General features: G+C 38.8%; 18 protein-coding genes. 11 read left to right on the top strand and 7 right to left on the bottom strand.

Translation table 11 applies throughout. From position 1 onward, the window contains the following. Positions 1 to 50 precede the first annotated feature (50 nt). The 3 genes from BLW74_RS05790 to BLW74_RS05780 form a co-directional block, all read right to left on the bottom strand. On the bottom strand, positions 51 to 1,559 hold the full coding sequence (locus tag BLW74_RS05790; protein WP_089690470.1) for an amidohydrolase family protein: 1,509 nt from the start codon (positions 1,557 to 1,559) through the stop codon (positions 51 to 53). Between the two features lie 230 nt (positions 1,560 to 1,789). Next, on the bottom strand, positions 1,790 to 3,205 hold the full coding sequence (locus BLW74_RS05785; protein WP_089690469.1) for an MFS transporter: 1,416 nt from the start codon (positions 3,203 to 3,205) through the stop codon (positions 1,790 to 1,792). 1 nt (position 3,206) lies between these two features. Beyond that, entirely contained in the window at positions 3,207 to 3,770 is a 564-nt protein-coding gene (locus tag BLW74_RS05780; RefSeq protein ID WP_089690468.1) for a TetR/AcrR family transcriptional regulator, read from the bottom strand. Between the two features lie 302 nt (positions 3,771 to 4,072). Between BLW74_RS05780 and BLW74_RS05775 the strand changes: the two genes are divergently transcribed. The 6 genes from BLW74_RS05775 (at position 4,073) to BLW74_RS05750 (ending at position 15,720) form a co-directional block, all read left to right on the top strand. Then, entirely contained in the window at positions 4,073 to 4,507 is a 435-nt protein-coding gene (locus tag BLW74_RS05775) for a hypothetical protein (protein ID WP_139265705.1), read from the top strand. Positions 4,508 to 4,607: 100 nt separating this feature from the next. Then, the gene (locus BLW74_RS05770) at positions 4,608 to 5,693 is read left to right on the top strand and encodes an efflux RND transporter periplasmic adaptor subunit (RefSeq protein ID WP_089690466.1); all 1,086 of its coding nucleotides are present in this window, start codon (positions 4,608 to 4,610) and stop codon (positions 5,691 to 5,693) included. Between the two features lie 14 nt (positions 5,694 to 5,707). Beyond that, a complete protein-coding gene (locus tag BLW74_RS05765) occupies positions 5,708 to 8,869 on the top strand; it encodes an efflux RND transporter permease subunit (RefSeq protein ID WP_089690465.1) in 3,162 nt (1,053 codons plus the stop codon). Beyond that, positions 8,862 to 10,331: a TolC family protein gene (locus BLW74_RS05760; protein ID WP_089690464.1), complete on the top strand. Its 1,470-nt coding sequence runs from the start codon at positions 8,862 to 8,864 to the stop codon at positions 10,329 to 10,331. The genes BLW74_RS05765 and BLW74_RS05760 overlap by 8 nt, the downstream gene beginning before the upstream one ends. A 960-nt stretch (positions 10,332 to 11,291) precedes the next feature. After that, complete coding sequence (locus BLW74_RS05755) at positions 11,292 to 14,246, top strand: SusC/RagA family TonB-linked outer membrane protein (RefSeq protein WP_089690463.1); 2,955 nt, start codon at positions 11,292 to 11,294, stop codon at positions 14,244 to 14,246. Positions 14,247 to 14,256: 10 nt separating this feature from the next. Then, positions 14,257 to 15,720, top strand: a complete 1,464-nt coding sequence (locus tag BLW74_RS05750) for a RagB/SusD family nutrient uptake outer membrane protein (protein ID WP_089690462.1) — start codon at positions 14,257 to 14,259, stop codon at positions 15,718 to 15,720. Between the two features lie 321 nt (positions 15,721 to 16,041). Here the strand turns inward: BLW74_RS05750 and BLW74_RS05745 are convergent, their stop codons facing one another. Next, positions 16,042 to 16,554, bottom strand: coding sequence for a hypothetical protein (locus BLW74_RS05745; RefSeq protein WP_139265704.1), 513 nt, complete (start codon positions 16,552 to 16,554; stop codon positions 16,042 to 16,044). Between the two features lie 111 nt (positions 16,555 to 16,665). Between BLW74_RS05745 and BLW74_RS05740 the strand changes: the two genes are divergently transcribed. Then, entirely contained in the window at positions 16,666 to 17,703 is a 1,038-nt protein-coding gene (locus BLW74_RS05740) for a serine hydrolase domain-containing protein (protein ID WP_089690460.1), read from the top strand. 74 nt (positions 17,704 to 17,777) lie between these two features. Here BLW74_RS05740 and BLW74_RS05735 read toward each other — a convergent pair whose 3' ends face one another. After that, positions 17,778 to 18,035 carry a hypothetical protein gene (locus tag BLW74_RS05735; protein WP_089690459.1) on the bottom strand — a complete coding sequence of 86 codons (258 nt, stop codon included), beginning with the start codon at positions 18,033 to 18,035 and terminating at the stop codon, positions 17,778 to 17,780. Between the two features lie 8 nt (positions 18,036 to 18,043). On the opposite strand from BLW74_RS05735, the gene BLW74_RS22855 reads away from it, so the two are divergent. From BLW74_RS22855 to BLW74_RS05720, 3 genes are all read left to right on the top strand, one after another. After that, positions 18,044 to 18,319, top strand: coding sequence for a LytR/AlgR family response regulator transcription factor (locus BLW74_RS22855; RefSeq protein ID WP_089690458.1), 276 nt, complete (start codon positions 18,044 to 18,046; stop codon positions 18,317 to 18,319). A 383-nt stretch (positions 18,320 to 18,702) separates the two neighbouring features. After that, positions 18,703 to 19,263: a hypothetical protein gene (locus BLW74_RS05725; RefSeq protein ID WP_089690457.1), complete on the top strand. Its 561-nt coding sequence runs from the start codon at positions 18,703 to 18,705 to the stop codon at positions 19,261 to 19,263. 80 nt (positions 19,264 to 19,343) lie between these two features. Next, positions 19,344 to 20,039, top strand: coding sequence for an ABC transporter ATP-binding protein (locus tag BLW74_RS05720; RefSeq protein ID WP_089690456.1), 696 nt, complete (start codon positions 19,344 to 19,346; stop codon positions 20,037 to 20,039). Between the two features lie 38 nt (positions 20,040 to 20,077). Here BLW74_RS05720 and BLW74_RS05715 read toward each other — a convergent pair whose 3' ends face one another. Together BLW74_RS05715 and BLW74_RS05710 are read right to left on the bottom strand one after the other, a co-directional pair. Next, positions 20,078 to 20,512: a hypothetical protein gene (locus BLW74_RS05715; protein ID WP_089690455.1), complete on the bottom strand. Its 435-nt coding sequence runs from the start codon at positions 20,510 to 20,512 to the stop codon at positions 20,078 to 20,080. 21 nt (positions 20,513 to 20,533) lie between these two features. Beyond that, a complete protein-coding gene (locus BLW74_RS05710) occupies positions 20,534 to 22,471 on the bottom strand; it encodes an SPFH domain-containing protein (protein WP_089690454.1) in 1,938 nt (645 codons plus the stop codon). A gap of 444 nt (positions 22,472 to 22,915) precedes the next feature. Here BLW74_RS05710 and BLW74_RS05705 point away from each other — a divergent pair, with 444 nt between their 5' ends. Beyond that, a complete protein-coding gene (locus tag BLW74_RS05705) occupies positions 22,916 to 23,353 on the top strand; it encodes a hypothetical protein (RefSeq protein ID WP_089690453.1) in 438 nt (145 codons plus the stop codon). Positions 23,354 to 23,429 lie beyond the last annotated feature (76 nt).

The raw sequence follows: 23,429 nt of genomic DNA, 5'->3' as shown, positions 1-23,429 counted from the left end.
AGCATCATTGAAATCAGTGATGCGGCTTTACTTTTCAGGGGCAATTTTATTTAGTTCAATTTCTGATTTGTTTTCTGAACAAAATCATTCCATTGCTGGTTCAGATAAGATACTGCTTTCTTTTTCTCGTTATCAGTCATAGAAGAATAGGTGATAGAATTGAAAACCAGTTTTTTCAGTGCTTTTACATCCAGTTCCCAGTAGATCTGTGTTACCCAGAAATCATAGCTGAGACCGGTGTATCCATATACAGAAGGATCATCGCTGCTGATGGAACATTGTATTCCATTGCTTAGTAAAACTCTTGCAGGATGGTTTCTCAGATCACTCACATACCCCAGGATCTGATTACTGATAGGGCTTACTTCCACCAGTTTATTCTGTTTTCTGATCTGCTCCATTGTTTTGGGGAAATAAATCAGATTCAGCCCGTGACCGATTCTTTTGTTGTTAAGCAGGGCTACATCCACAACATTTTTATTCAGGATAGAATTGCTTTCCCCGGCATGAAGGAAAAGGGGCAGTTCTACGCCGTACTTTTGACTGAGACTGTTCATTTTTGCCCAGCTTTTTTCAAAAAAATGGATATTATGTCCTGCAGCTTCATCCGCCACAAGATCAAAGCCTGAAATCATATCCGGAAATTCCTTTTTCATTTCAAATGCCGTTTCCAGCTGTTTTTCAATACTTTCGTTATCTAAAAATTTAAAGCTTGAATAGATCAGTTTCAAAGTAAATTGCGGATCAGATGTATGAATTTCTTTAAGAATATCCTGCAGATCCGTAATGGTGGTTTTCAAGGGATATTTCCCATGCTGAAAATCGTAAAGTTCATCAAAAATATACCTGATTTCCACGTGCTGTACATTGTCTTTTATTAAATCCCGGAATCCTTTCTGGTAATATTGCTTAAAGAAAGGCCGGTACGGAAGCAGCAGACTGATCCTTTTAAAACGTTTTTCAAATTCAATCCAATAATCTGTATAAGCGCAAAGGTTATCACGCTTCAATGTAAGAAGATCCTGCAGTTCCTTTTCAAAACCGGGCGTTGAGGCCAGCTTTTTATCAAGGTTTACAAATCCGGCCGGGACTTTTCCTTTTTCAAAGAAACCAAGCTGTCCGGATATGAACTGATCATTGTCTTTCTGATCATACACATAGCATTCCTGATATTTTCTGGCAGCCGAAATGATCCACTTCACATCTGTGATTCCTCCGCTGTGGGTATGCAGCAAACCTCCTTTCGGCATGGTCTGAAGAATTTCATACAGCCTGCTGCTTTCTATGAATGGTTTTAACTCGTTAAAAGAACTGTTGTACAGCGATATTTTTTTTGCTTCTGTATCACTGATCAGCTGTTGACGAAGCTGAAAAAGTTTTTGATCCAATGTTATTTCTGCATCAGATAATTGCATATCAGCATCAAATGCCATAGCACTGTTTTCCTTTTCTGATAACGTCAGATTCTGCTGGTAAGAGGACATTTGATTCACTTTGCTTTGGCCCCAGTATAACGGTGCTCCCAAAAGTGATATATAAATAAGGTATTTTTTCATCATAATACAGGTGGAATTTATACTATCGGTGATGTATTACCCGATAAAAGTAGCTTGTTACATCAAAAATTGTGCAGAATAAGGCGATTTCGAAAATAATATTAATTTTTACTGTAAATAACCTCCACTCTATCTTTCTGCTGCATTACATAAAGCCTTTACCTTCAGCCGACAAATAAATAAAATCTTAGTATCACGGTTGCTATCATCCGGACGAACAAGTTATTCTTCCATTATACTTTGATCACTTTTTGACGACGTTTTTTTACAGACTCTGATTCTGGAAGCAGCTGCAGCATCACTCCAACCATTACCACACAGATCAGGATCCCAATAATACCGAAATGGTAGGCTGTCTGCCAGCTTTCTTTTGAAAAATAAAAAAATACTCCGCCAATAACACTTACTCCCAAGGCAGAAGCCGTCTGCTGAAAAGTAGAATATATTCCGGCAGCTCCTCCCGCATATTGTGAGGGAACATTTTTAAGGGCAACATTCAATAAGGAAGGGAGAACCAAGCCATTTCCGAACCCCCATACGGCCATTAATACGATTATCAAACCGCTGCTCGCTCCCGGTTTCCAAAGTGTCATCTGAAGATAAAACGCCACAAATAGAATGACTACTCCCACCTGCAAGACCCTCTTTCCGTATTTTACAATAAGACGGGAAGCCATTACAGACGAAACGATAAACAAAATCCCAGGAGCAATAAAGTACAATCCCGAATCCAGTGCTGAAATTCCAAGCCCGTTCTGAAGATAGACCGCACTCAGTAATAAATAAGCCGTATGAAGCATAAAATGAAATAAAACGGCAGTAAGACCTATATTGAAATCTTTTATTGTAAACAATCTGACATCAATCAGAGGATTACCATTTCTTCCCAGCTTCTTTTTCTGATTGTAAATAAAAATAACAAACAGAATAAAAGAAAGCGCCAACAGCCCGAAACTCCATAACGGCCATCCGGATTCCCGTCCCTGAATCAGAGGATAGATAAGAGAAAACAGTGCAAATGTGAGAATAACAATGCCGGTATAATCAAATTTTGTGCTTTCATGTTTTGGGGTCTCAGTAACGTATTTATGGGTTGCCCAAAGGGTAATGATTCCGATAGGAAGATTAATAAAGAAAACCAGCCTCCAGCCTTCTATTATCCAATGCGTATCTGATAAATAGCCTCCCAGCACCTGGCCTATTGCAGCAGCTGTTCCCAGCGTAATTCCGTACAATCCGAATGCCTTTGCCCTTTCTTTTGTATCCGTAAAAAGAACCTGTATGAATGCTATGGTCTGAGGAACCATAAATGAAGCGCTTAATCCCTGGAAAAATCTAGTCACATTCAATTGCCATGCTGACTGAGAAAGCCCGCATAAACAGGATGCAACTGTAAAAGCCAGCATTCCCCAGAAGAACACTTTTTTCCTTCCAAAATGATCTCCTGCCCTTCCTCCTGTAATCAGAAAAGCTGCATAACCAAGAAGATATCCGGCGATGACAAACTGCATTTCTCCGTCTGTAGCATGAATTTCTTTTTTAATGGTAGGTATTGCAATATTGATAATAAATACGTCAATAACGGAAAGAAAAGGGGCAGCCAGAACAATGATCAGTTCCAGCCATTTATTATTCTTTGAAGTGTTCATTTTAAATCAGTTTTTGGATAATTTTTTTGGCAGATTGTATTTCGTCAGGCTTTTTAAAAACAGATGCCGTTACAATAGAACCTTCCAGCATTACATAAATGGTTTCTGCCAGTTCTTCATCGGTAAGAATCTTTTTGTGACCGGAATTTCTGACAAGAGCTGTTATAAATTCCCTACTGTGAATTTTTGCCTTCTGAATCTCAGCTAAAACTCTGGGATCACTCGTTCCGGCTTCATCATTGGCTTTAATGAACGGACAGCCTCCGTATTGTCTGATCTCCTGCCTTTGGGTATGGTGATCAAAAACAGCCAATAACTTTTCCTTTGGATCGCTGACAGCGCTCACACTCGCTTCCAGCCTGCTGAACCAAAGCTGATGCATTCTTTGGATGTAGGCAACCAACAGATCTGTTTTTGTTTCAAAATGTTTATATAATGAAGCTTTTGCAATATCAGACTCACTGATAATCTGATTAATTCCGGTGTTACTGTACCCCTGCTCGTAGAATAATTTTTCTGCGGTATCTAAAATTTTGTCAATGACAACCTGACCTCTCTGTTTCATGGAGCAAAGGTATATAATAAATAGACAGCTTTGTCTATTTATTATTTTAGCTTTTATCTATTCAGTGTATTGATTTTACCTTTCACTCATAAAAATCAATCAATAAGAATGTTTCGGTTAAAAATCACAATCTTATAAATTGGCTTCAGCTCCTTATCATCTACAGTTTCTTTGCTTTGTGAATTTGTATTTTTTTCAGTAGTTGTCGCATTTTTTAACACTTTTTTAATCTATATTGGTTGCATCAGGCAGGAACTTTGCCTACCTTTGTCACCGGGATGCGGAAAAGATTTTATCAATATTTGTACAGTTTATTATTTGCCTGGCTTACCGTTTTAGGCTGGTATTATGGGCAAATTCAGCAGTACATTTCAACAGATATTTCTTCCGGACTTCAATTTACCACGGACCTTCTGGTTCATCAGAAAAAAAGCATTGATGATTCTTTTGCATTTATTAACAGCCATGAGGGTAATGATGCTTACAATATCAGCCATCCCCGTTACAGCAAAATCAGAGCTAATCTTTCTGAAAACGATAACGAAAACGATGACAATGTAGAAACATTAGGTTCCGGAGAGCTTCTTGCGCTTTTCAAAGATGGTTTCTGGCACTTGATTTCTGGCTTTGTCACCACATTTCACAACAGACAGATCGCTGTTTCACTCGCTCAGTCAGAACATTTAAAACCTTTGCATGATGATCTGTACATCCAGTACAGGGTCATCAGACTGTGATTTTATAATATTTTTTCGAAAACTTTTTACTGGCTTTCAAGCACTTGAGAGCACGTAACTCTATTTTTTCAATTATCAATTATTATAAAACAATATTATCATGGTCAAGAAAAGTCTCATGTATATCAACCTGTGCCTTATTTTTCTGTTGGCAGGCTGCGAATCTGAGAAAAAAGAAAAAGCAGAAGCAGCATCATTCAGTGTTACCAGTCCGCTCGTAAAAGATACTCTGGTAAACAAAGATTATGTTGCACAAATCCGTTCTATCAATCATATCGAACTCCGTGCCCAGGAAAAGGGATACATCCAGTCTATTTATGTAGATGAAGGACAGTTTGTAAAAAAAGGACAGCTGATGTTTAAAATCATGCCCAATCTTTATGAATCTGATGTAAACCGCGCCAAAGCGGAAACGAAGTACGCAGAAATAGAATATCAGAATACTAAAAATCTATCTGACAAGAACATTGTGGCTCCTCAGGAAATGGCTATGGCTAAAGCAAGATATGAAAAAGCACAGGCAGAGCTTTCTTCAATGAATACCCATTTGAGATTCACAGAAATCCGCGCTCCTTTTACCGGCATTGTGGGAAAATTACATGTACGGAAAGGAAGCCTTGTAGATGAAGGCGAGCTTGTAACAGAACTTTCAGACAACAGCAAAATGTGGGTATACTTTAATGTGCCGGAAGCCGAATATCTGAACCAGATGGATGCCAAAAAAGACAACAGCCCAATGCACGTACGTCTGAGAATGGCCAATGGTAAAGAATTTACACAGGATGGTGTAGTGGAAACCATAGAGTCTGATTTTGATAATGAAACAGGAAATATTGCTTACAGAGCAACATTCCCGAATCCAAAAGGCCTGTTGAGATACGGAGAAACAGGAAATATTGTCATTACCTCACCTTATGCCAATGCCATGATGATTCCGCAGAAAGCTACTTTTGAGGAGCTTGAAAAGAAATATGTATATGTAATTGGGAAAGATGGTAAAGTACATGCAAGAGAAATAAAAGTTGCTGCAGAACTGCCGCATATTTATGTAGTTGCATCGGGGCTTGCAAAGGATGACAGAATCCTTCTGGAGGGTCTTAGAATGGTGCAGGAAAACCAGAAGATCAGCTCAAAATACCAAAAGCCTGAAAAAGTAATGTCGAATCTGGATCTGTACGCCGAATAATCCCAAGCCGCATTATGTTTAAAAAAGTAATACACAGACCGGTTTTCGCTATTGTGATATCGGTTGTTATCCTGTTTATGGGAGGGATTGCCATGAAGCAGCTTCCCACAGAACAGTTTCCCAAAATTGCTCCTACCACCGTAGCGGTTTCTATTGCGTATCCCGGAGCGAGTGCAGATGTATTGGTAAAATCATCTCTGATAACGATTGAAAATGCCATTAATGGTGTTCAGGGAATGCGTTATATTACTACTGACGCTACAAGTGCCGGAGAAGCCACCGTAAACGTTGTCTTTGATCCCGGAACCGATCCCAACGAAGCCGTAGTTCTCGTAAAAACCAGAGTAGATCAGGTAATGCCCCTATTACCGGAACTTGTTCAGAAAGAAGGAGTTGTGGTAAACCCTATTCAGCCAAGTATGCTGATGTACGTGAATCTTTACAGCACGAATAAAAGTATGGATGAAAAATTCCTGTATAACTATTCGATGGTGAATATCATCCCGGAAATAAACCGTATCCACGGGATAGCAAAATCTCAGATTCTGGGAAGCCGCAGATATGCCATGCGTATCTGGCTGAACCCTGATCGTATGCGTGCTTATGACATTTCCGTAGATGAGGTGATGAAAGCGATTGGCGAGCAGAGCATCATCGGAAGACCGGGAAGAATCGGACAAAGTTCAGGTATTGCCGCACAATCGCTGGAATATGTACTGACGTATAAAGGCCAATACAACAAACCGGAAGAATATGAAAACATCATTGTACGTTCCAATGCAGAAGGAGAAAATGTAAAGCTTAAAGATATTGCCAAAGTAGAGCTGGGAAGTGAGTTCTTTGATATTTATTCCAATCTTGACGGACATCCTTCCGCCTCCATCGTTTTAAAGCAAAATTACGGAAGTAATGCCAATGATGTAATCCGGGATGTGAAAGCAAAACTGGCAGAAATGAAAGGAAATTTTCCTCCCGGTGTAGATTACAAGATCAGTTATGACGTATCTCAGTTCCTTGATGCTTCTATTGAACAGGTGATCCATACCTTAAGAGATGCATTTATTCTGGTGGCCATCGTGGTTTTCATATTCCTTGGCGACTGGCGTTCTACCCTGATTCCTATTATTGCCGTACCGGTTTCACTGATCGGAACTTTCTTTGTGATTCAGTTTTTCGGGCTGACCATTAATCTTGTTACCCTTTTCGCGCTGGTATTAGCGATCGGTATCGTGGTTGATAATGCAATTGTAGTGATAGAAGCCGTTCACGCCAAAATGGAAGACAGCAATATTTCACCTTACAAAGCCGTAAAAGAAGTAATGGGAGAAATTGCAGGGGCTATTATTGCCATTACAGCCGTGATGGTAGCTGTGTTCATTCCTATTTCATTTATGACGGGTCCTGTGGGAACTTTCTACCGCCAGTTTTCCATTACGATGGCGAGCTCTATTGTAATTTCAGCGGTAGTGGCCCTCACACTGACTCCGGTTCTGGCGGCAATGCTCCTAAAAAACCATCATGGCAAGCCGAAAAAAGCCAATATTTTCACCAAAGCTTTAGATTCTTTTAACAGCGGGTTTGATAAAGTAACCGGAAAATACGCTTCATTCCTTAGAAAAATCGTCAGCAGAAAAGTTGTAACATGGGGAATTTTAATTGCTTTCTGTGCCGGGATTTTTGTGATCAACAAGGTGCTTCCAGGCGGATTTATCCCGAATGAAGACCAGGGAACCATCTATGCAATTATCCAGACTCCTCCGGGATCTACGCTGGAACAGACCAATAAGGTTTCCAGAACATTGCAGAAAATCTGTATGGGCGTAGACGGTGTGGAATCTGTATCATCACTGGCTGGATATGAAATCATGACAGAAGGCCGTGGATCCAATGCGGGAACCTGCCTGATCAACCTTAAAAGCTGGAATGACCGTGACCATTCTGTAAAGGAGATCATGAAAGAACTGGAAGAAAAATCAAAAGATCTCGGCGCAACCATTGAATTTTTCGAACCGCCGGCTGTACCTGGATTCGGTTCTTCAGGAGGTTTCTCTATGAGACTTCTTGATCTTAACAGAACCACCGATTATCAGGAATTTGATAAAGCCAATAAAGATTTTATCGCGCAGCTTAAAAAACGTAAAGAACTTTCAGGAGTATTCACCTTCTTTGCAGCCAATTATCCTCAGTATGAGCTGGTATTCGACAATAACGCTGCCATGCAGAAAGGAGTTTCTATCGGAAAAGCGATGGACAACCTCAACATTCTGATTGGGAGTACCTATGAGCAGGGCTTTATCCGTTTCGGACAGTTCTTTAAGGTGTATGTACAGTCATCCCCGGAATTCAGAAGACTTCCTACGGATATCATGAACCTGTATGTGAAAAACGACCGTGATGAAATGGTGCCTTATTCAGCCTTTATGACGATGAAGAAGACGCAGGGCCCCAACGAAATTACCCGTTACAACATGTACAATTCTGCGGCGATCCGCGGACTTCCGGCAGCAGGATATACAACGGCTGATGCTATCCAGGCTATCATTGAAACAGCAGCTAAAGCACTTCCTCACGGATATAAAGTAGCCTGGGAAGGATTATCTTATGATGAGGCACAGCGTGGGAATGAAGCTATTTATGTTTTCCTTGTTGTTCTGGTGTTTGTTTATCTGGTTCTGGCGGCTCAGTATGAAAGTTTCCTGATTCCGTTTGCGGTATTATGTTCACTGCCGGTGGGAGTATTCGGATCTTTCTTACTGTTAAAAGCAATGGGACTGGAAAACGACATTTATGCACAGGTTGGATTAATCATGATTATTGGGCTATTGGGTAAAAATGCAGTGCTAATTGTAGAATTTGCCGTGAAAAGACGTCAGGCAGGAGATTCTATTCTGGAAGCTGCTGTAGAAGGTTCCAAAGCCCGTTTCAGACCGATCCTGATGACCTCTTTTGCATTTATTGCAGGGCTGGTTCCGCTTGTTTTTGCAAGAGGTGCCGGAGCTATCGGGAACCATACCATCGGGGCTTCCTCATTAGGAGGAATGCTTATAGGAACGCTATTCGGAGTTATTGTAATTCCTGGCCTTTACTACATATTTGCCCAATGGTCTGATGGTAAAAAAATGATCAAAGACGAAGATGAATCTCCATTAAGCGAAGACATGATCCATTATGAATAAAAGAAAAATATATCAATATGCAGGTCTGGCAGTCTTCTTATTAAGTCTTACTGCCTGTAAACCTATCGAAATAGAACAGCGTGCTGAAAATAAAACCGTCCCAGAAAAATACGGCGCAGCAGAGAATGACAGCACCAATACGGGAAAAATGAAGTGGAATGAGTATTTCAGTGATCCGCAGCTCCAGGCCTTGATAACTCAGGCTCTTCAGAATAATCAGGAACTGAATATTGTGCTTCAGGAAATTGAAATGTCTAAAAATGAGATCAAAGCCAGAAAAGGTGAATACCTTCCGTCAGTAGGTTTAAAAGCCGGAGCGGGAGTAGATAAAGTAAGCCGCTATACCAATATCGGGGCTATGGAAGCCAATACCGAAATAGAGCCCGGCAGAGAAATGCCGGAACCTTTATTCGATTTTGGAGCAGGAGCTCAGGCTCAGTGGGAAACTGATATCTGGGGAAAACTTCATAATGCTACAAAAGCACAGGTACAGCGGTATCTTGCCAGCATTGAAGGCAAGAACTTTATGACGACTCATCTGATCTCCGAGATTGCAGATTCTTATTATGAACTGCTGGCACTGGATAATGAACTGATTATTTTGAATCAGAATATCAAAATTCAGAAGGATGCGCTGGAGATTATCAAAGATTTAAAAAAGAATGCCCGTTCCAACGAACTGGCTGTTCAGAGGTTTGAAGCCCAGGTTCTGAAAACCCAGGGAATGCAGTATGACATTCAGCAAAAAATTGTTGAAACGGAAAATAAGATCAATTATCTGGTGGGAAGGTTTCCGCAGCCGGTGGAAAGAAGTCAGAATTCTTTCGATTCTATAGTCCCGCAGGCAGTGTATGGAGGAATTCCATCTGAGCTTTTGGAAAACCGCCCGGATATTAAACAGGCTGAATATGAACTTGCTGCGGCCAAACTTGACATTAAAGCGGCCAAAGCGAGATTCTACCCTTCTCTTGATCTTTCTGCAGGAATCGGATTAAAGGCTTTTAATCCTCTGTACATTATCAAACCACAGTCTTTCCTGTTTTCTCTTGCGGGAGAACTTACAGCTCCTTTGATTAACAGAAGAGCCATTAAAGCGGCTTATTACAATGCCAACGCGAAACAGATTCAGGCAGTATATCATTATGAACAGACTGTTTTGGGAGCGTATATTGAAGTCGCTAACCAGTTATCAAAAATACAGAATCTGGAAAGCAGCGTGAATATTAAAACGAAGGAAGTAAATGCTTTAACAAAGTCGATTGATATTTCCAACGACCTTTTCAAATATGCCCGCGCAGACTATATGGAAGTTTTACTGACCCAAAGGGATGCTCTGGAATCCAGATTTGAGCTGGTAGAAAAGAAAGTGAACCAGCTTAAAGCAAGTGTTGCTGTATACAGAGCGCTGGGAGGCGGCTGGGATCAGAAAGCTTTAGAAGTTCCGGATATCACCAAACAATAAATTCTTTTCAATCTTGTTTTTATAGGAGTCTGCCGATAGGCAGGCTTCTTTTTTTTGGGTTTTGCCTATTTTTATCTTCTTTAAAAGGGATAAAGCTCATTTCTGCTGAATATTTGGGTTTCCCACAGATAGCACAGATTTTCACAGAAGATTGCGCATATTTTTCCATTCACAATTCCTGATTCCCAATCCTAATTTACAGATCCTTCCAGCCCTGATGGCAGCGGTTACCCCGCAGCAGGCATTGAAATGCTTTGACTAAGCTGAGGCGGCAGCCTGGGGTGAGGAGTATGAGCGGATAGCAGGATGAAGCTCCTTATCTTTATTTTCAGATCTTATCCGCTATAAAATAAATAAAAGTCTACAAATTTAATAGACATTCCAGTGTTAATTTTAATTCACTTTCTTAAAATCCATTTTTTTATCATTTTTTAACATTTTAATTTATAAAATAAAATATTGATTTTCAGATAAATAAAGACAAAATGCCAAATTTTATACTAATAACCTACTAATTTAGTAGACTAATATGATTTATCTCATACTCTCCTTTTACAGGGATTTGTCATTTATTAAATAATTTTGACCCAGTTAAAAAAAACATAAACTTTATTCTCATGAATAAGAATACCTTTAATTCTTACCTATGCACCCTTCTGGCGACAGTTCCTGCACCGCAAAATTGTTGTGGCATGACTGTCCTTTCACAGCACAACCATATTTCTCAAAACATGTGCTTTGATATGATGTGCAAAATGATGATGTAATCATTTTCAGATACATTCATTACTGTAGGAATTAAAGCCTAAGAGTTCAGGGCTTCTTTCATCCGGGTACATCTCCTGTAAATTTTATCTTCTTTTCATATATCCTCCCCCAAACAGGAGGAAGGGATTTTATTATTTCTTACGGAGAGATCAGCAGTAATATCCAGTTCAGTTTTAAACCTAGATTAATATAATGAAAAAGAAACAATGCAAGCTTGGTGTATTGGCCTTACTCCTGTTCGCGGAATATGGTTATGCACAAAGCAAAGACAGTCTTTCCGGAGAAACCTCCATAAAAGAAGTGGTGGTAGTAGCCTTCGGAAAACAAAAAAAAGAAGAAATTACAGGATCTGTACAGTCGCTGAAGGCGAAGGATCTTTCTAATCTTCAAAACGGAAATATTCTTCAGGGAATAGGAGGAAAAGTAGCAGGGGTACAGGTAATCTCATCCGGACAGCCAGGTTCCCAGCCTACCATCAGAATGAGAGGAATAGGCTCTATCAATGCTTCCAGTGATCCCTTAATCGTACTGGATGGTATTCCGTACAGCGGAAACCTGAACAGCATCGCCTCATCAGATATTGAAAGCATTTCTTTTCTCGAAGATGCCTCATCGAATGCTTTATACGGTTCCAGAGGTGCCAATGGAGTAATCATCGTCAATACCAAAAGAGGAAAAAACAAAGGTATCAGTATTGAGGCTGATGTAAAAACCGGGGTCAACTTCAGGTCTATTGAAGATTATTCCGTCTATACCTCTCCCCAGGACTATTATACAGCGTATTATAACAGAGCCAGAATTGGTGAAATTGCAAGACTGAAACAGCCGGGAGCAGTTCCTTCAGGTCCATCTCCTCATGATGTAGGACTTTCGGCACTGACTAAACTGGGATATAATGCGTATAGCGTTCCGTTTAACCAGCTCATTTCAAAGGATGGATCCTTCAATCCTGATGCCCGATTATTATATCAGGACGATTGGAAGAAACTGCTTTTCAGACCGGCACTGAGAAGAGAGGCCAATGTAGGGATCAATGCCAATGGTGACCAGATAAAATCTTACACCTCTTTGAATTATCTTGATGACAAAGGATATTTAATTTCATCAGGCTTCGAAAGATTCGGGATCAGATCCAATGTAGATTACGCCATCACTTCGAAATTGAAGTTAACCAGTGCTCTGTCCTACACCTACAGCAAGCAGGATTTTGGTGAGACAGGCGGTTTTTCCAACCCTTTCCAGTTTGCCAGAAATATTGCTCCTTTCTACCCTGTTTTCCTTAGAGATAACAACTACCAGAGGCTTTATGACCAGTATGGAAATGCTTTATATGATTACGGAGACGGCCAGGGGCCCAACGGAGCCACAAGATCTTATGCCGTATTTGAAAATCCTGTAGGCAATCTGCAGAAAAACAAATCGCAGACGGTAAGTAATGCAACTAATCTTAACCTCGGCTTACATTATGAAATCATAAAAGGCCTTGATTTCACCTATAATTTCGGAGCTTATCTTGAAAATACAAAAAATCTGCAGTTCGGAAATACGGAAGGAGGAACGTCTTCTTCTGTAGGGGGAACTATTTCACAGAGTTCCAACTTTAAATATACCCTGAACCATCAGCAATTGCTTACCTACCAGAAAAAGCTTGGAAATCACAGCTTCAACCTGCTTGTGGGGCACGAACTGAATAAAATAAAGGATGATGGTTTTTCAGGATCAAAACAGCAGCTTTTATTGCCGGATTCACAGGCTTTTGACAATGCCGTAAAAATTACCGGATTATCCGGAAGTGGCTATGAATATGCTGTGGAAGGGTATTTCACAAGGCTATTGTATAATTATGAGGGTAAATATTTCTTCAATGCCAATATACGAAGAGACGGTTCTTCAGTTTTTTCACCTGAAAGCAGATGGGGAAATTTCTACGGACTGGGACTGGCATGGAATATAGCAAAAGAAGATTTCCTTAAAGACAACACCGTGATCAATTCTTTAAAATTAAAAGCTTCTTACGGTCAGCAGGGAAATGACAACATCCTTTTAAGCGGCTCCACAAGAGATTATTATGCGTATCAGGATATTTACGGAATTAATAATTTCGGGAATGACAAACCTGTACTCTCTCTTAAAAAGCAGGGTAATAAGGATCTGAAATGGGAAACTTCCAAAAACCTGAATGCCGGTTTTGAAATTTCACTTTTGAAAAACAGAATAAACTTCAACGCCGATTATTTTGAAAGAAAAGTATCGGATATGATCTATGCACTTCCTCTTCCTCCTTCCAATGCAGGATCCTATGTGAAGTACGGCAACATCGGGGATATGACCAACAAGGGTGTTCAGGCTAATATAAGTGTGGATATCCTTCGCGGTGACGAGTTCCAGTGGAGTTTTTATGCCAATGCGACGCATTACAAAAACAAAATTACCAGATTACCGGCTGAGCAGAGAAATACAGGGCTTGTTTCCGGTTTATTTATCCTGACAGAAGGCGGAGACCGGTACACGTATTTCCTTAAAGAATTTGCCGGTGTAAATCCTGAAAATGGTGATGCATTATGGTACCGTACAACAATAAACCCAGCCACTCAGAAGGAAGAGAGAACGGTGACCAATAATTATAAAGAGGCCACTGATTATAACACCGGAAAGTTTGCTATTCCAAAAGTTTACGGTGGATTCGGGACAGATTTCAGCTACAGGAGATTCAACCTTGCAGTGAATTTTGCCTATCAGTTCGGAGGATATGGATATGATGATATTTACAGAACTTTATTCCATTCTGACAGTTATGGGTCTAACTATTCAACGGATCTGGATAAAACATGGACACCGGAAAATCCTACTGCAGCACTGCCAAGGGTAGATCTTACGGCTACGAACCAGAACGGAAATTCAACGTTATATCTGATCAAATCAGATTATATCAGTCTTCAGGATGTTACCCTCTCCTATCAGCTTCCTGACGGTTTTGCACAGCAGGCAGGCTTATCAGGTCTGAAAATCTATGTGACAGGAAACAACCTGTACCTATGGTCTAAGAGAAAAGGTTACGATCCGAGAGCCTCGTTGACGGGCGTTTCTGATGCTTACCGCTATTCTCTGCTGTCAAGTGTCTCTTTAGGCTTTAAACTCAATTTTTAAAAGAACAGAAATGAACACAATAAAATACTTTATAGCCGCTGCAACCATAAGTTTTATGGCCGCCAGCTGTGCCAATGATCTCAACACATTACCGGAAGGAGATATTTCCGGTGAACAGCTGAACAATGATGCTAACAGTCCGGAAAAAATCCTGGGCGGACTCTATCTTGACCTTAGAAGCAATGGCGCGGGCGGTACTACCGTTCACTCGGATTTCGGAATTATGGGAATCAAAGCGGGTGCTGATCTGATGTCTAACGATGTCATACAATCTACCAACCAGCATTTGGGAATGTTTTATAATTATGAGGCCACCAACGCCAGCAATATTGCATCTGAAATTGTATGGACTACCTTTTATGCAAGAATATTCGTGATCAACAAGCTGCTTGATGGTCTGGATAAAAATGCCAATGCAAAAAACAGAGCCATCGCAGGGCAGCTGCTCGCCCTAAGAGCCTATTCCTATTTTTATCTGGTACGTTTTTATGCTCATGATTACAATGGACATCAGTCTGAACCAGGTCTTCCATTGGTTCTTACCGCAGCCAACCCCAGCCAGGGACTTCCGAGATCAACGGTTGCCGAGGTGTATACACAGATTAAGAAAGACATAGAGGAATCTGTTGTGCTTTTGGATACGTATGCCCGCCCTTCCAGAGCTCAGATAGACCAAAGAACGGCTAAAGCTATTGCTGCAGAAATATTTCTGGAAACAGGAGATTACATCAAAGCGGCTAAATATGCAGAGGAAAGCAAACAGGGAATTGCCCTTATGACTGAAGATGATTATACCAATACCGGATTTTCCAATATTAATAATCCTGAAGTAATATGGGGATTCCATAATACCATTTCCACTATGAGTATTGGAAATTACTATGCTTCTTTCTTCTCTATGTTTGATAATACCAATGAAGGATATGCCGGAGCAGCGCAGATCCGTAAGCTGATAGACAAGCGTCTTTATGAAGCCATCCCGGCATCGGATTACCGTAAGAAAGTATTCAATGGAAGCCAGAACGCCACGTACACGTTTAACGGAAAAACAAAAAATTACCCGCCTTACGTAAGCTGGAAGTTTAAAGATCCTACTCTTTTCGAAGGAGATTATATTTACATCAGAGCTTCCTCACTTTATTACATACAAGCTGAAGCCCTTGCCAGACAGGGAAGAGAAACAGAAGCCAGACAGGTATTATTTGACATTACCTCCAAAAGGGATAAAGCGTATACATTATCTGCGAAATCAGGCAGCGAGCTGATTAATGAAATTGTACTGCAAAAGAGGATAGAACTTTGGGGCGAAGGCTACGCCTGGTTTGATATGAAAAGATTAAATATTCCATTAGAAAGGGTATACACAGGAACCAATCATACTTTTGGAAGGTTCAACCTGACACCGGATAAATTCAGATTCCAGATTCCCAATAAAGAGATTAATAATAACCCACAAATCAAACAGAATGAGTAGATAAACCCAAAAACAATTTTACATTCAAATATATTCAGTGACGAGGCGCCATTTACTTGTAAATGACGCCTTTTTTATTGACGAAGATCATGTACTGATATTTTTCAACTTTCACTTGCTAAAAATCTTTGATTTTTTCGCGCCTTAAAATTGTATATAGAATTAAAAAAGCTTTGCATTTTCAAAAAAGCACAAGCAAGAAAGGTATAATTGGAAAACGCAAAGACGCAAAATATTATTAAGAAGGTTGCTATAAGGCGCAAGGATTTTATCTGCGATAAAATTGAATACTGTTTATTTCCAGGTCTCTTACAGATTCTTTTATTTTATAACAATATCAGATTTATAATGATCTTGTATCAGCTCGCCATTTTTATACAACCTCTGGTTAATCACCTTTCCTTTTTCATTAAAGTAAAGCCACAAAGCATTTTTTCTCCCTAAAGAATCCAGACGTCCCATTTCTTTCGGCATTTTATTGCTATGAAGAATTTGAACAGGATATAACCCTTTCAAATCTTTTAAAGAATCCATTTTTTCCGGGATCAGTTCAGATTCATTTCCAATCTTGAAAATATACTTTTTCCCTTTATCACTATTCAACATCAATTCATCACCTGATATTTTATATTTCCCTTCAGAGAATGTTGCTGTTACGATTTGATCATAACTTACATGTTCTGTTTTTAAGAATTCAAAAGTTCCATCTTTTATATAAAGTGAATAGGTTCCATTTTCAGATTCCAGTTCGACATATTTTGGGTATTTTTTATCTTTTTTACAGGAAACAACAGAGAAAAAAATGATAGAAAGGCTAATAATTTTAATTTTCATAGAGGCTAAATTATTATAATATCTGGAATAAAAGAAAAAGAGGAAATACATATATTTGAAAATCATTTTCATTTCTTACATCCCTTACTTTTTTCAATAATAAAAATATATATGACCATAAAAAAATTACTCTTCACCGGTGTATTTTCCACCGTGCTGTCAATTTCCGCAACAGCTCAGAAAAAAGACTCCTATACACATAAAATAGACAGCATTATTACAGCATCAGTCCCGATACAGTTCAACGGTGTTGTTTCAGTCACTCAAAAAGGAAAAGTAGAATATCTGAAATCCAATGGATACAAAGATTTTGAGAAAAAAATCCCTTTGAAAACAAATGATCAGTTTGAAATCATGTCGAATTCCAAGCAGATGACGGCCGTTTTAATTCTACAGGCGGCTGAACAGGGAAAACTGGATCTTCATACCCCCATCAAAAAATATATTCCTTCCCTTACCCAGACCTGGGCAGATACAGTTACGATCCATCATCTTCTGAACCATACCCATGGGATTACCCATCTTGAGAAGCCGGCCGCCTTTAAAGCCGGATCCCAATTCAAATATGGTAATCTTTCCTACACGATGCTTGGAGAAATTCTAAAAAACACCACCGGAAAAAGCTTCACGGAACTGGCCAACTCTCTTTTCAAAAAGCTGAAAATGGATCACACTTTTGTTTACCATACAAAGAGTACCCCATCTGCAGTTCCCGGTTATATGAACGAAAACAATCAGTTCAGCAGCGTAAAAGAATCCTTTCTCAATGATGATATTGCTCCCGCTGCAGGAATCATTTCTACAGTACAGGATCTGGCAAAATGGGATCAGGCATTATTTAAAGGAAAATTGCTGTCTCCGGAGTTCCAAAAACAGATGCTCACCCCTTCTACCAGTGCTCAGCATGATGTATTCGGAAAAGAAAGCATGGGGTTTGGGTATAATGTGAGGTTTATTAAAGAAGCGGGTCTGGATTATTATGCCGTGACCGGACTTGGCGATGGCTTTACCTGCCTTAATGTGTATTTTCCCTCCACAGATACTACTTTGATTATCCTTGAAAATCAAATGCCTGAAAACCGTGAGTACTGGAGTTTCAAAGAAGCCGCCATAAAGAATGTCGTTTTGAAAGCAATTACGGCTAAATAAAAAAATTGTCATATAAAGTATTTGAAATAAGCATTATTAAATTTTATCGGAGATAAAATCTTTGCGCCTTATAACTACTTTACAATAATATTTTGCGCCTTTTCATTTTCCAAAAAACATAAATAAAAAAGTTTAGCTGGAAAACGCAAATGCTGCATTAAATATCCTGTCAAAACACCTGTTCCAAGCCCGTCCAGCCTTGTGTGCGTAGGATAATATATTTTCATATACCATAATTTCCAGAAATCTGAAGAAGCAGTATCTGTTTCTGCCATCAATTCATTGCATACCATCAGTCTGGCGGCAACAGAAACCCCAATGACCACAATCATCAAAACAGATTGCTTATTTTGAAAGTCAGGGAAATGATATCAAAATAGTACTTGTTACTCAGGAATCTTTTATTTCAAAAAGTACGATTACTGAAATCGAAAAAACTTTATCCGGTAAGGGATTTGTAAGAATACACAGGTCTTTTATCATCAATTCTGATTTTGTGACGGCTTTCAGCAGTAGTGACGTTTTGGTCGGCAGAAAACAGATTCCCGTTGGAAGAAGTTATAAAAAAGAATTTGATGCCTTGATATTTTCAGTTTCGAGAAATAAGCTGTTATAAAAACTGTTTAGCATTATTCCGGTATTGGATTTCCGCTCATTTTTTAGATTTTAATCTATAAAACCGCATTTTTAACATTAATTTCAAATTAATATAAAATTCAAGTTAGCCTGAGTAATATTTAATCTGTTTTTCAGCACATTACACCGTATCAGCTATTGTCAATCGGGTTTCAGATAAAATCTGCACCTTCACAGAAGAAAACAAGCAAAAATCTAATTATCAGTGTTTTATATAAACTATGAAATCCATAGCATCATCGGATTATCCCATATTGATATTAAAAAAAAATGTTACTTTTGCCTGAACTAATAAAGTTGCTTTTTTGCTTTTTTATTAGTAAATTTATGTACACCAAGTAATAAAACATTAAAATTCATTTCATGAGAAAAATAATTCTACTTATTACATGTATGTTCGGTATTTCAGTTTTCTCACAGATAAAAGTGTTGAAGAATGAAAGTTTGGTGGAAATTGGTAAAGATAATTCCGTAGGTCTATATAAAAAGGAAGATAAATTTACAGTCAACTACCAGGATCTGAACACGAGCAATCTGAATACAATCCGATCTTTTTCTTTCCATAACCTTAATAATGATGTTGCCGGATTATTTAAACTGATTATGGATGGCTTTATCACACCTCCTGACGAAAATATCGTACTTGAACTTCCTAATGATATTATAGAGCTTCATTACGAAAAAAATTATGGCCAGCAGACGGTACAGTTTATCCAGATCATCAATAAAAACAGAAAGTATATTGGAAAGTCACAGTTCTTAACTCAAAAGCAGGTTGAAAAAGTTTTCGGAAGAACGAATGGGAAGTTTGCCCTCTATGACAAGCCCGCTTCTGTAAACCCTGCCGTGAATAAGGCAACCGGAAATACTGCCTCAACCGCTGCCCCGGCAACAGGAGGAGCCAAGAAAAAATCAAAGAAATAATTATATTTTATAAATATTGTAAAACTCATTCTGTCGGATGAGTTTTTTTATTTTATTTTTGCACAAAGACATTCAAACTTATGCCGCTTCAGATAATCAATTTAACCAAAAAATTTGGTGAGCAGACAGCTCTTGACACTATCAATATTTCTATTGATAAAAATGAGATCATCGGTCTTCTTGGCCCAAACGGTGCCGGGAAATCGACGCTGATGAAATCTATTGTCGGTGCGCTGAAAATTGATCAGGGTGAAATTATTTTCAATGGAAAAAATATCTCAGACCATGAGATTGAAAGCAAAAAGAAAATAGGCTTTCTACCGGAAAACAACCCGCTGTATCTGGAAATGTATGTGAAAGAATACCTTCAGTTTGTAGCCAATATTCATAAAATCTCTGAATCCAGGGTAGATGAGGTCATAGAACTGGTTGGCATTACTCCCGAAAAATCAAAAAAAATAGGACAGCTGTCTAAAGGATATAAGCAGCGTGTAGGATTGGCACAGGCTATCATTCATCAGCCGGATCTACTGATTCTGGACGAACCTACCAATGGGCTGGATCCAAACCAGATCATTGAAATCCGTAATGTGGTGAAGGAAATCGGACAGCAAAAGACCGTTTTATTATCAACGCATATCATGCAGGAAGTTGAAGCACTTTGCTCCAGAGTAATTCTTATTCATAAAGGGAACATTCTTCAGGACTGCCCTATTGATGAGTTTAAAGGCAAATTTGAAAGTCTGGAAGATGCTTTTGCAAGTTATACCGCATAAAAAATATGAAATCGCCCGAAAGTTTTTCGGGCGATTTTTTAGTTTTTAATGATGTATCCTATTGGTGCTGTAAGTTTTAAAATCTCGTACTTTTTATAGTGAACCCAGAATTTATTTTTATCATGAAAATCCTGATTTATGTAAAGCGTATCTTTTTGAGGCATAAGCACAATATAAATATCCTTATCTACCACTCTCATTTTCTCACTTACAATATGAATATCAGACAATTCGTTTTTTGAAAAAAATGAATTGCCCTGTTCTATTTTTGAAGCTTTTATATTTTTTACAAGTTCATTTTTAACCAAATGATTGCGTACTGTAATCATTAAAAAAAATAAAATCAAGCTAATAAGCATTCCAAAATAAGTTCTGGATTCTTTTTTTACAATCTTACAATAGATTTCAATAATGGAGAAAATAAAAAAACTAATTACCAAAAGTGTTATAATAAGCTGAACAATATAAATCATTTTAAAACATTACAATTTAAGTTAAGAATTATTATCCGTTCCATCTTCCGTTGCAGAAACCGTTTCTATATTTTTCTTCTGAACCTGTTCCAACAGCTGAAGTCCTAAAAGTCCGCTGATTCCTCCATTTGCAGAATCTCCGCCGCCTCCGATTAATACTTCAGGCATTATTCTTACATTTTGACTCGCTATATTTTCCATAATTTTTAATTGAGTAAAATTATTTCCGCCCATTGCTTCTACAGACAATTTATAAGATTCTGCGTTAGATTTACCGATGGCCAGAATTTTTTCTGCTTCAGCATTACCGGTTAATGAAATCTGTTCAGCACTTGCTTTTGCCAGCAATTCGATCTTTTCCGCTTCAGCTTTTGCCAGAAGTCTAGTTTTTTCCGCTTCTCCGGTTGCCAGCAGCTTCAATCGGTCTCCTTCTGCATTCGCCTGCAATCTTACAGAATTGGCATCTCCGGTTGCTTTCTTCACGGAGGCGTCTGCAATTCTTTCCGCAATCAGAACCCCCTGATCCGCTTTTACAATTTCCTTCTGCATATCGGCAACAGCTGTCTCTTTTTCCAAAGCCTGGCGTGTTTCCTGAGCCAGCATTTCAGTTTCGTACGTAATTTTCTGTTCTTCCGCCAGTTTTCTGTCTGTGAGAGTCTTCATTAAACTTTCCGGTGGCACAATGGCACCAATTAATGTATCAACCGCATTCACATTATACTGTTCCAAAACACTGCTGATATGATCTTTAGCTGACTGTTGTCTTTCTTTTCGGGTTCCTAAAAATGCAATCACATCACTGTCCTGAGCAGAGTTTCTGAAGTAATTCCCAATGGTGGGTTCCAGAACCTGGCTGACAAGATTGATCATATTTCCAAAACGGGCGATCACTTTCGGAGCTTCATAGGTAGGAATATGAATAATTTGCGAAACATCCAGATTGAAAGGGAAACCATCTTTACTTCGTACGGTAATGGTTGAAAGATTTTTATCGAGCTGGTGGGATTCGCTTCTTTCATAAGCCCAGTTCAGTACCAAATTGGTAGTCGGAACAAGTTCCACCTTCATAATATAAGGATTAATCGGATATTTTCCGGGACCGATAGGCTCCGCCCAAACTCCTTTATGACCTTTCTCTACGATATTTCCATGTTTAAAATCAACCCCGCTTAAATCTTTTCCGTCTTCTCCTACATAGCTGATAATTACCCCCACGTGTCCGATCGGAATCTCGGTCATTTTTACCATTTCCACTTTTGTAAACCATGGATTCAGAAAATAGGAACCGGCCAGAATAACCTGCTCCTGAAGGCCTTTATATCCTCCGTTCATTAAAAAAGTATCGACATCCTGAAACTTATTATGATCATTGATAATCTTACCCGCAATCTGCCCTTCTTCCAGAGGGCTTCCCTCCATGGTTGTGATAATTCCCACCGCATTATCAGGAATCTGCGTCATATCGGTTAATTCTATTTCAAACAGCAGTGTATTGATCCTGTAAGATCCGGGTGCTATAATTGCGGTCTGGCGGCCTTTCCTTCCTCCGTTTTTTAAAAATGCTTCAGCATCCTGGAAAGAATCGCAGTCTACTTTTCTGGCTAAAATTCTTCCGGTCTCAAGCTCTATCCCATCTTTTGCCAGCAGCAAACCTATCTTACCGGTTGGGATCACTGTAAACGGCTGAAAATCGATAGAATACTGCCATATCCATTTTCCAAAATAGACACCGGGCGCTAATGTCTGGGCCTGAAAACCCGCTTCTCCGTTGGTTGCAATTATTCTTCCCTCCGGAAGTTCCTGCTTACCTACCAATACAAACTTTTTGGTAACCAAACCGATTTTATCCTGGGGAACAATGATTAATCCAAAGAAAATTCTTAAAATAAATTTGTAAAAAAATACGCACAAAAGCGCAATTACGGCCGGAACCATCCAGCCATGAAAAGCTAATTCCATAATTTGTTTTGTTTTTTGATTAAATTTTAAACAGGGAGTGTACTCTGATTTTTCTGAATGCGAAAAAGCAGCGTACGAATGTTATGATATTTCTTTCGAAAAAATTAAGAAATTGTAGGAGGAGATGTATTAAAAATCGTGAAGATGATTTCTGACACTTTTAACAGATAAAACCTAAAGTTAATGAGTTTCATTTTGATAATAAAGGAACAAGATCCTTTTGATGATACAAATGTACATAAGAATAGTAATCACTTGATTCAGAAATTCGCAATATTTTATCAATAAAACAATAATCAATTGAATATCAGTATTATTATTTTCTGAAAACACCTATTCAGAAGTTGTAAAAATCTAATTTCCAGTATTGTATATTTATATTCTAAATTGAAAAATGGCTTTATATTTGATAGAATCTAAAATGTTAACCCATAACCACTCAATATGATAAAGCACATTTTATTAGGAACGTTCTGCTTAGCTCAGTTTTCTTTCGTTTATGCCAAAGAGATTCCTGCTCCAAAAACAGAAAGTTTTATAACCTCTTCCATCCTTCAGCAGGTCCCGAAGACGGTTATTATCAAAACCAAAAAATTCAAGATCAGGATTGACAAGCAGCCGAATGGTAAATACCTTTACCAATCATGGAATGCCAATGCAAAAATTACTGCTAAACCTAGCATGATCATCAGTGATGGGGAACTTATTCCTGATGGTACCGGCGGCAACTATTATATCAACTTCAATAATGAGGGACACAGCTATCAGATCTGGAGAAATTACCTGACCGATTCCCCGAAAAAGGCACCCTATACATTGGTTGTGAGTGATGCTAATGACCGTGAAATTGTTCGCCAGGACGGCTATGTGGTTAAAAATTAGGAAACATTAAGGCTGGAAGCGGGAGGATAGAAGCTGTAAGTTATTATAGCCTGTCTTTTCAATTCACCTTTTTATA

Origin of the sequence: Chryseobacterium culicis (assembly GCF_900108365.1) — a bacterium.
Taxonomy (GTDB): Bacteria; Bacteroidota; Bacteroidia; order Flavobacteriales; family Weeksellaceae; genus Chryseobacterium; species Chryseobacterium culicis.
This window is presented reverse-complemented; position numbering and strand designations above follow the sequence as displayed.

What these genes read in the sequence shown, in the direction of transcription:
- BLW74_RS05790 (WP_089690470.1), bottom strand. Translation starts at nt 1,559, where the DNA reads ATGATGAAAAAATACCTTATTTATATATCACTTTTGGGAGCACCGTTA.
- BLW74_RS05785 (WP_089690469.1), bottom strand. Translation starts at nt 3,205, where the DNA reads ATGAACACTTCAAAGAATAATAAATGGCTGGAACTGATCATTGTTCTG.
- BLW74_RS05780 (WP_089690468.1), bottom strand. Translation starts at nt 3,770, where the DNA reads ATGAAACAGAGAGGTCAGGTTGTCATTGACAAAATTTTAGATACCGCA.
- BLW74_RS05770 (WP_089690466.1), top strand. Translation starts at nt 4,608, where the DNA reads ATGGTCAAGAAAAGTCTCATGTATATCAACCTGTGCCTTATTTTTCTG.
- BLW74_RS05765 (WP_089690465.1), top strand. Translation starts at nt 5,708, where the DNA reads ATGTTTAAAAAAGTAATACACAGACCGGTTTTCGCTATTGTGATATCG.
- BLW74_RS05760 (WP_089690464.1), top strand. Translation starts at nt 8,862, where the DNA reads ATGAATAAAAGAAAAATATATCAATATGCAGGTCTGGCAGTCTTCTTA.
- BLW74_RS05755 (WP_089690463.1), top strand. Translation starts at nt 11,292, where the DNA reads ATGAAAAAGAAACAATGCAAGCTTGGTGTATTGGCCTTACTCCTGTTC.
- BLW74_RS05750 (WP_089690462.1), top strand. Translation starts at nt 14,257, where the DNA reads ATGAACACAATAAAATACTTTATAGCCGCTGCAACCATAAGTTTTATG.
- BLW74_RS05745 (WP_139265704.1), bottom strand. Translation starts at nt 16,554, where the DNA reads ATGAAAATTAAAATTATTAGCCTTTCTATCATTTTTTTCTCTGTTGTT.
- BLW74_RS05740 (WP_089690460.1), top strand. Translation starts at nt 16,666, where the DNA reads ATGACCATAAAAAAATTACTCTTCACCGGTGTATTTTCCACCGTGCTG.
- BLW74_RS05735 (WP_089690459.1), bottom strand. Translation starts at nt 18,035, where the DNA reads ATGATTGTGGTCATTGGGGTTTCTGTTGCCGCCAGACTGATGGTATGC.
- BLW74_RS05725 (WP_089690457.1), top strand. Translation starts at nt 18,703, where the DNA reads ATGAGAAAAATAATTCTACTTATTACATGTATGTTCGGTATTTCAGTT.
- BLW74_RS05720 (WP_089690456.1), top strand. Translation starts at nt 19,344, where the DNA reads ATGCCGCTTCAGATAATCAATTTAACCAAAAAATTTGGTGAGCAGACA.
- BLW74_RS05715 (WP_089690455.1), bottom strand. Translation starts at nt 20,512, where the DNA reads ATGATTTATATTGTTCAGCTTATTATAACACTTTTGGTAATTAGTTTT.
- BLW74_RS05710 (WP_089690454.1), bottom strand. Translation starts at nt 22,471, where the DNA reads ATGGAATTAGCTTTTCATGGCTGGATGGTTCCGGCCGTAATTGCGCTT.
- BLW74_RS05705 (WP_089690453.1), top strand. Translation starts at nt 22,916, where the DNA reads ATGATAAAGCACATTTTATTAGGAACGTTCTGCTTAGCTCAGTTTTCT.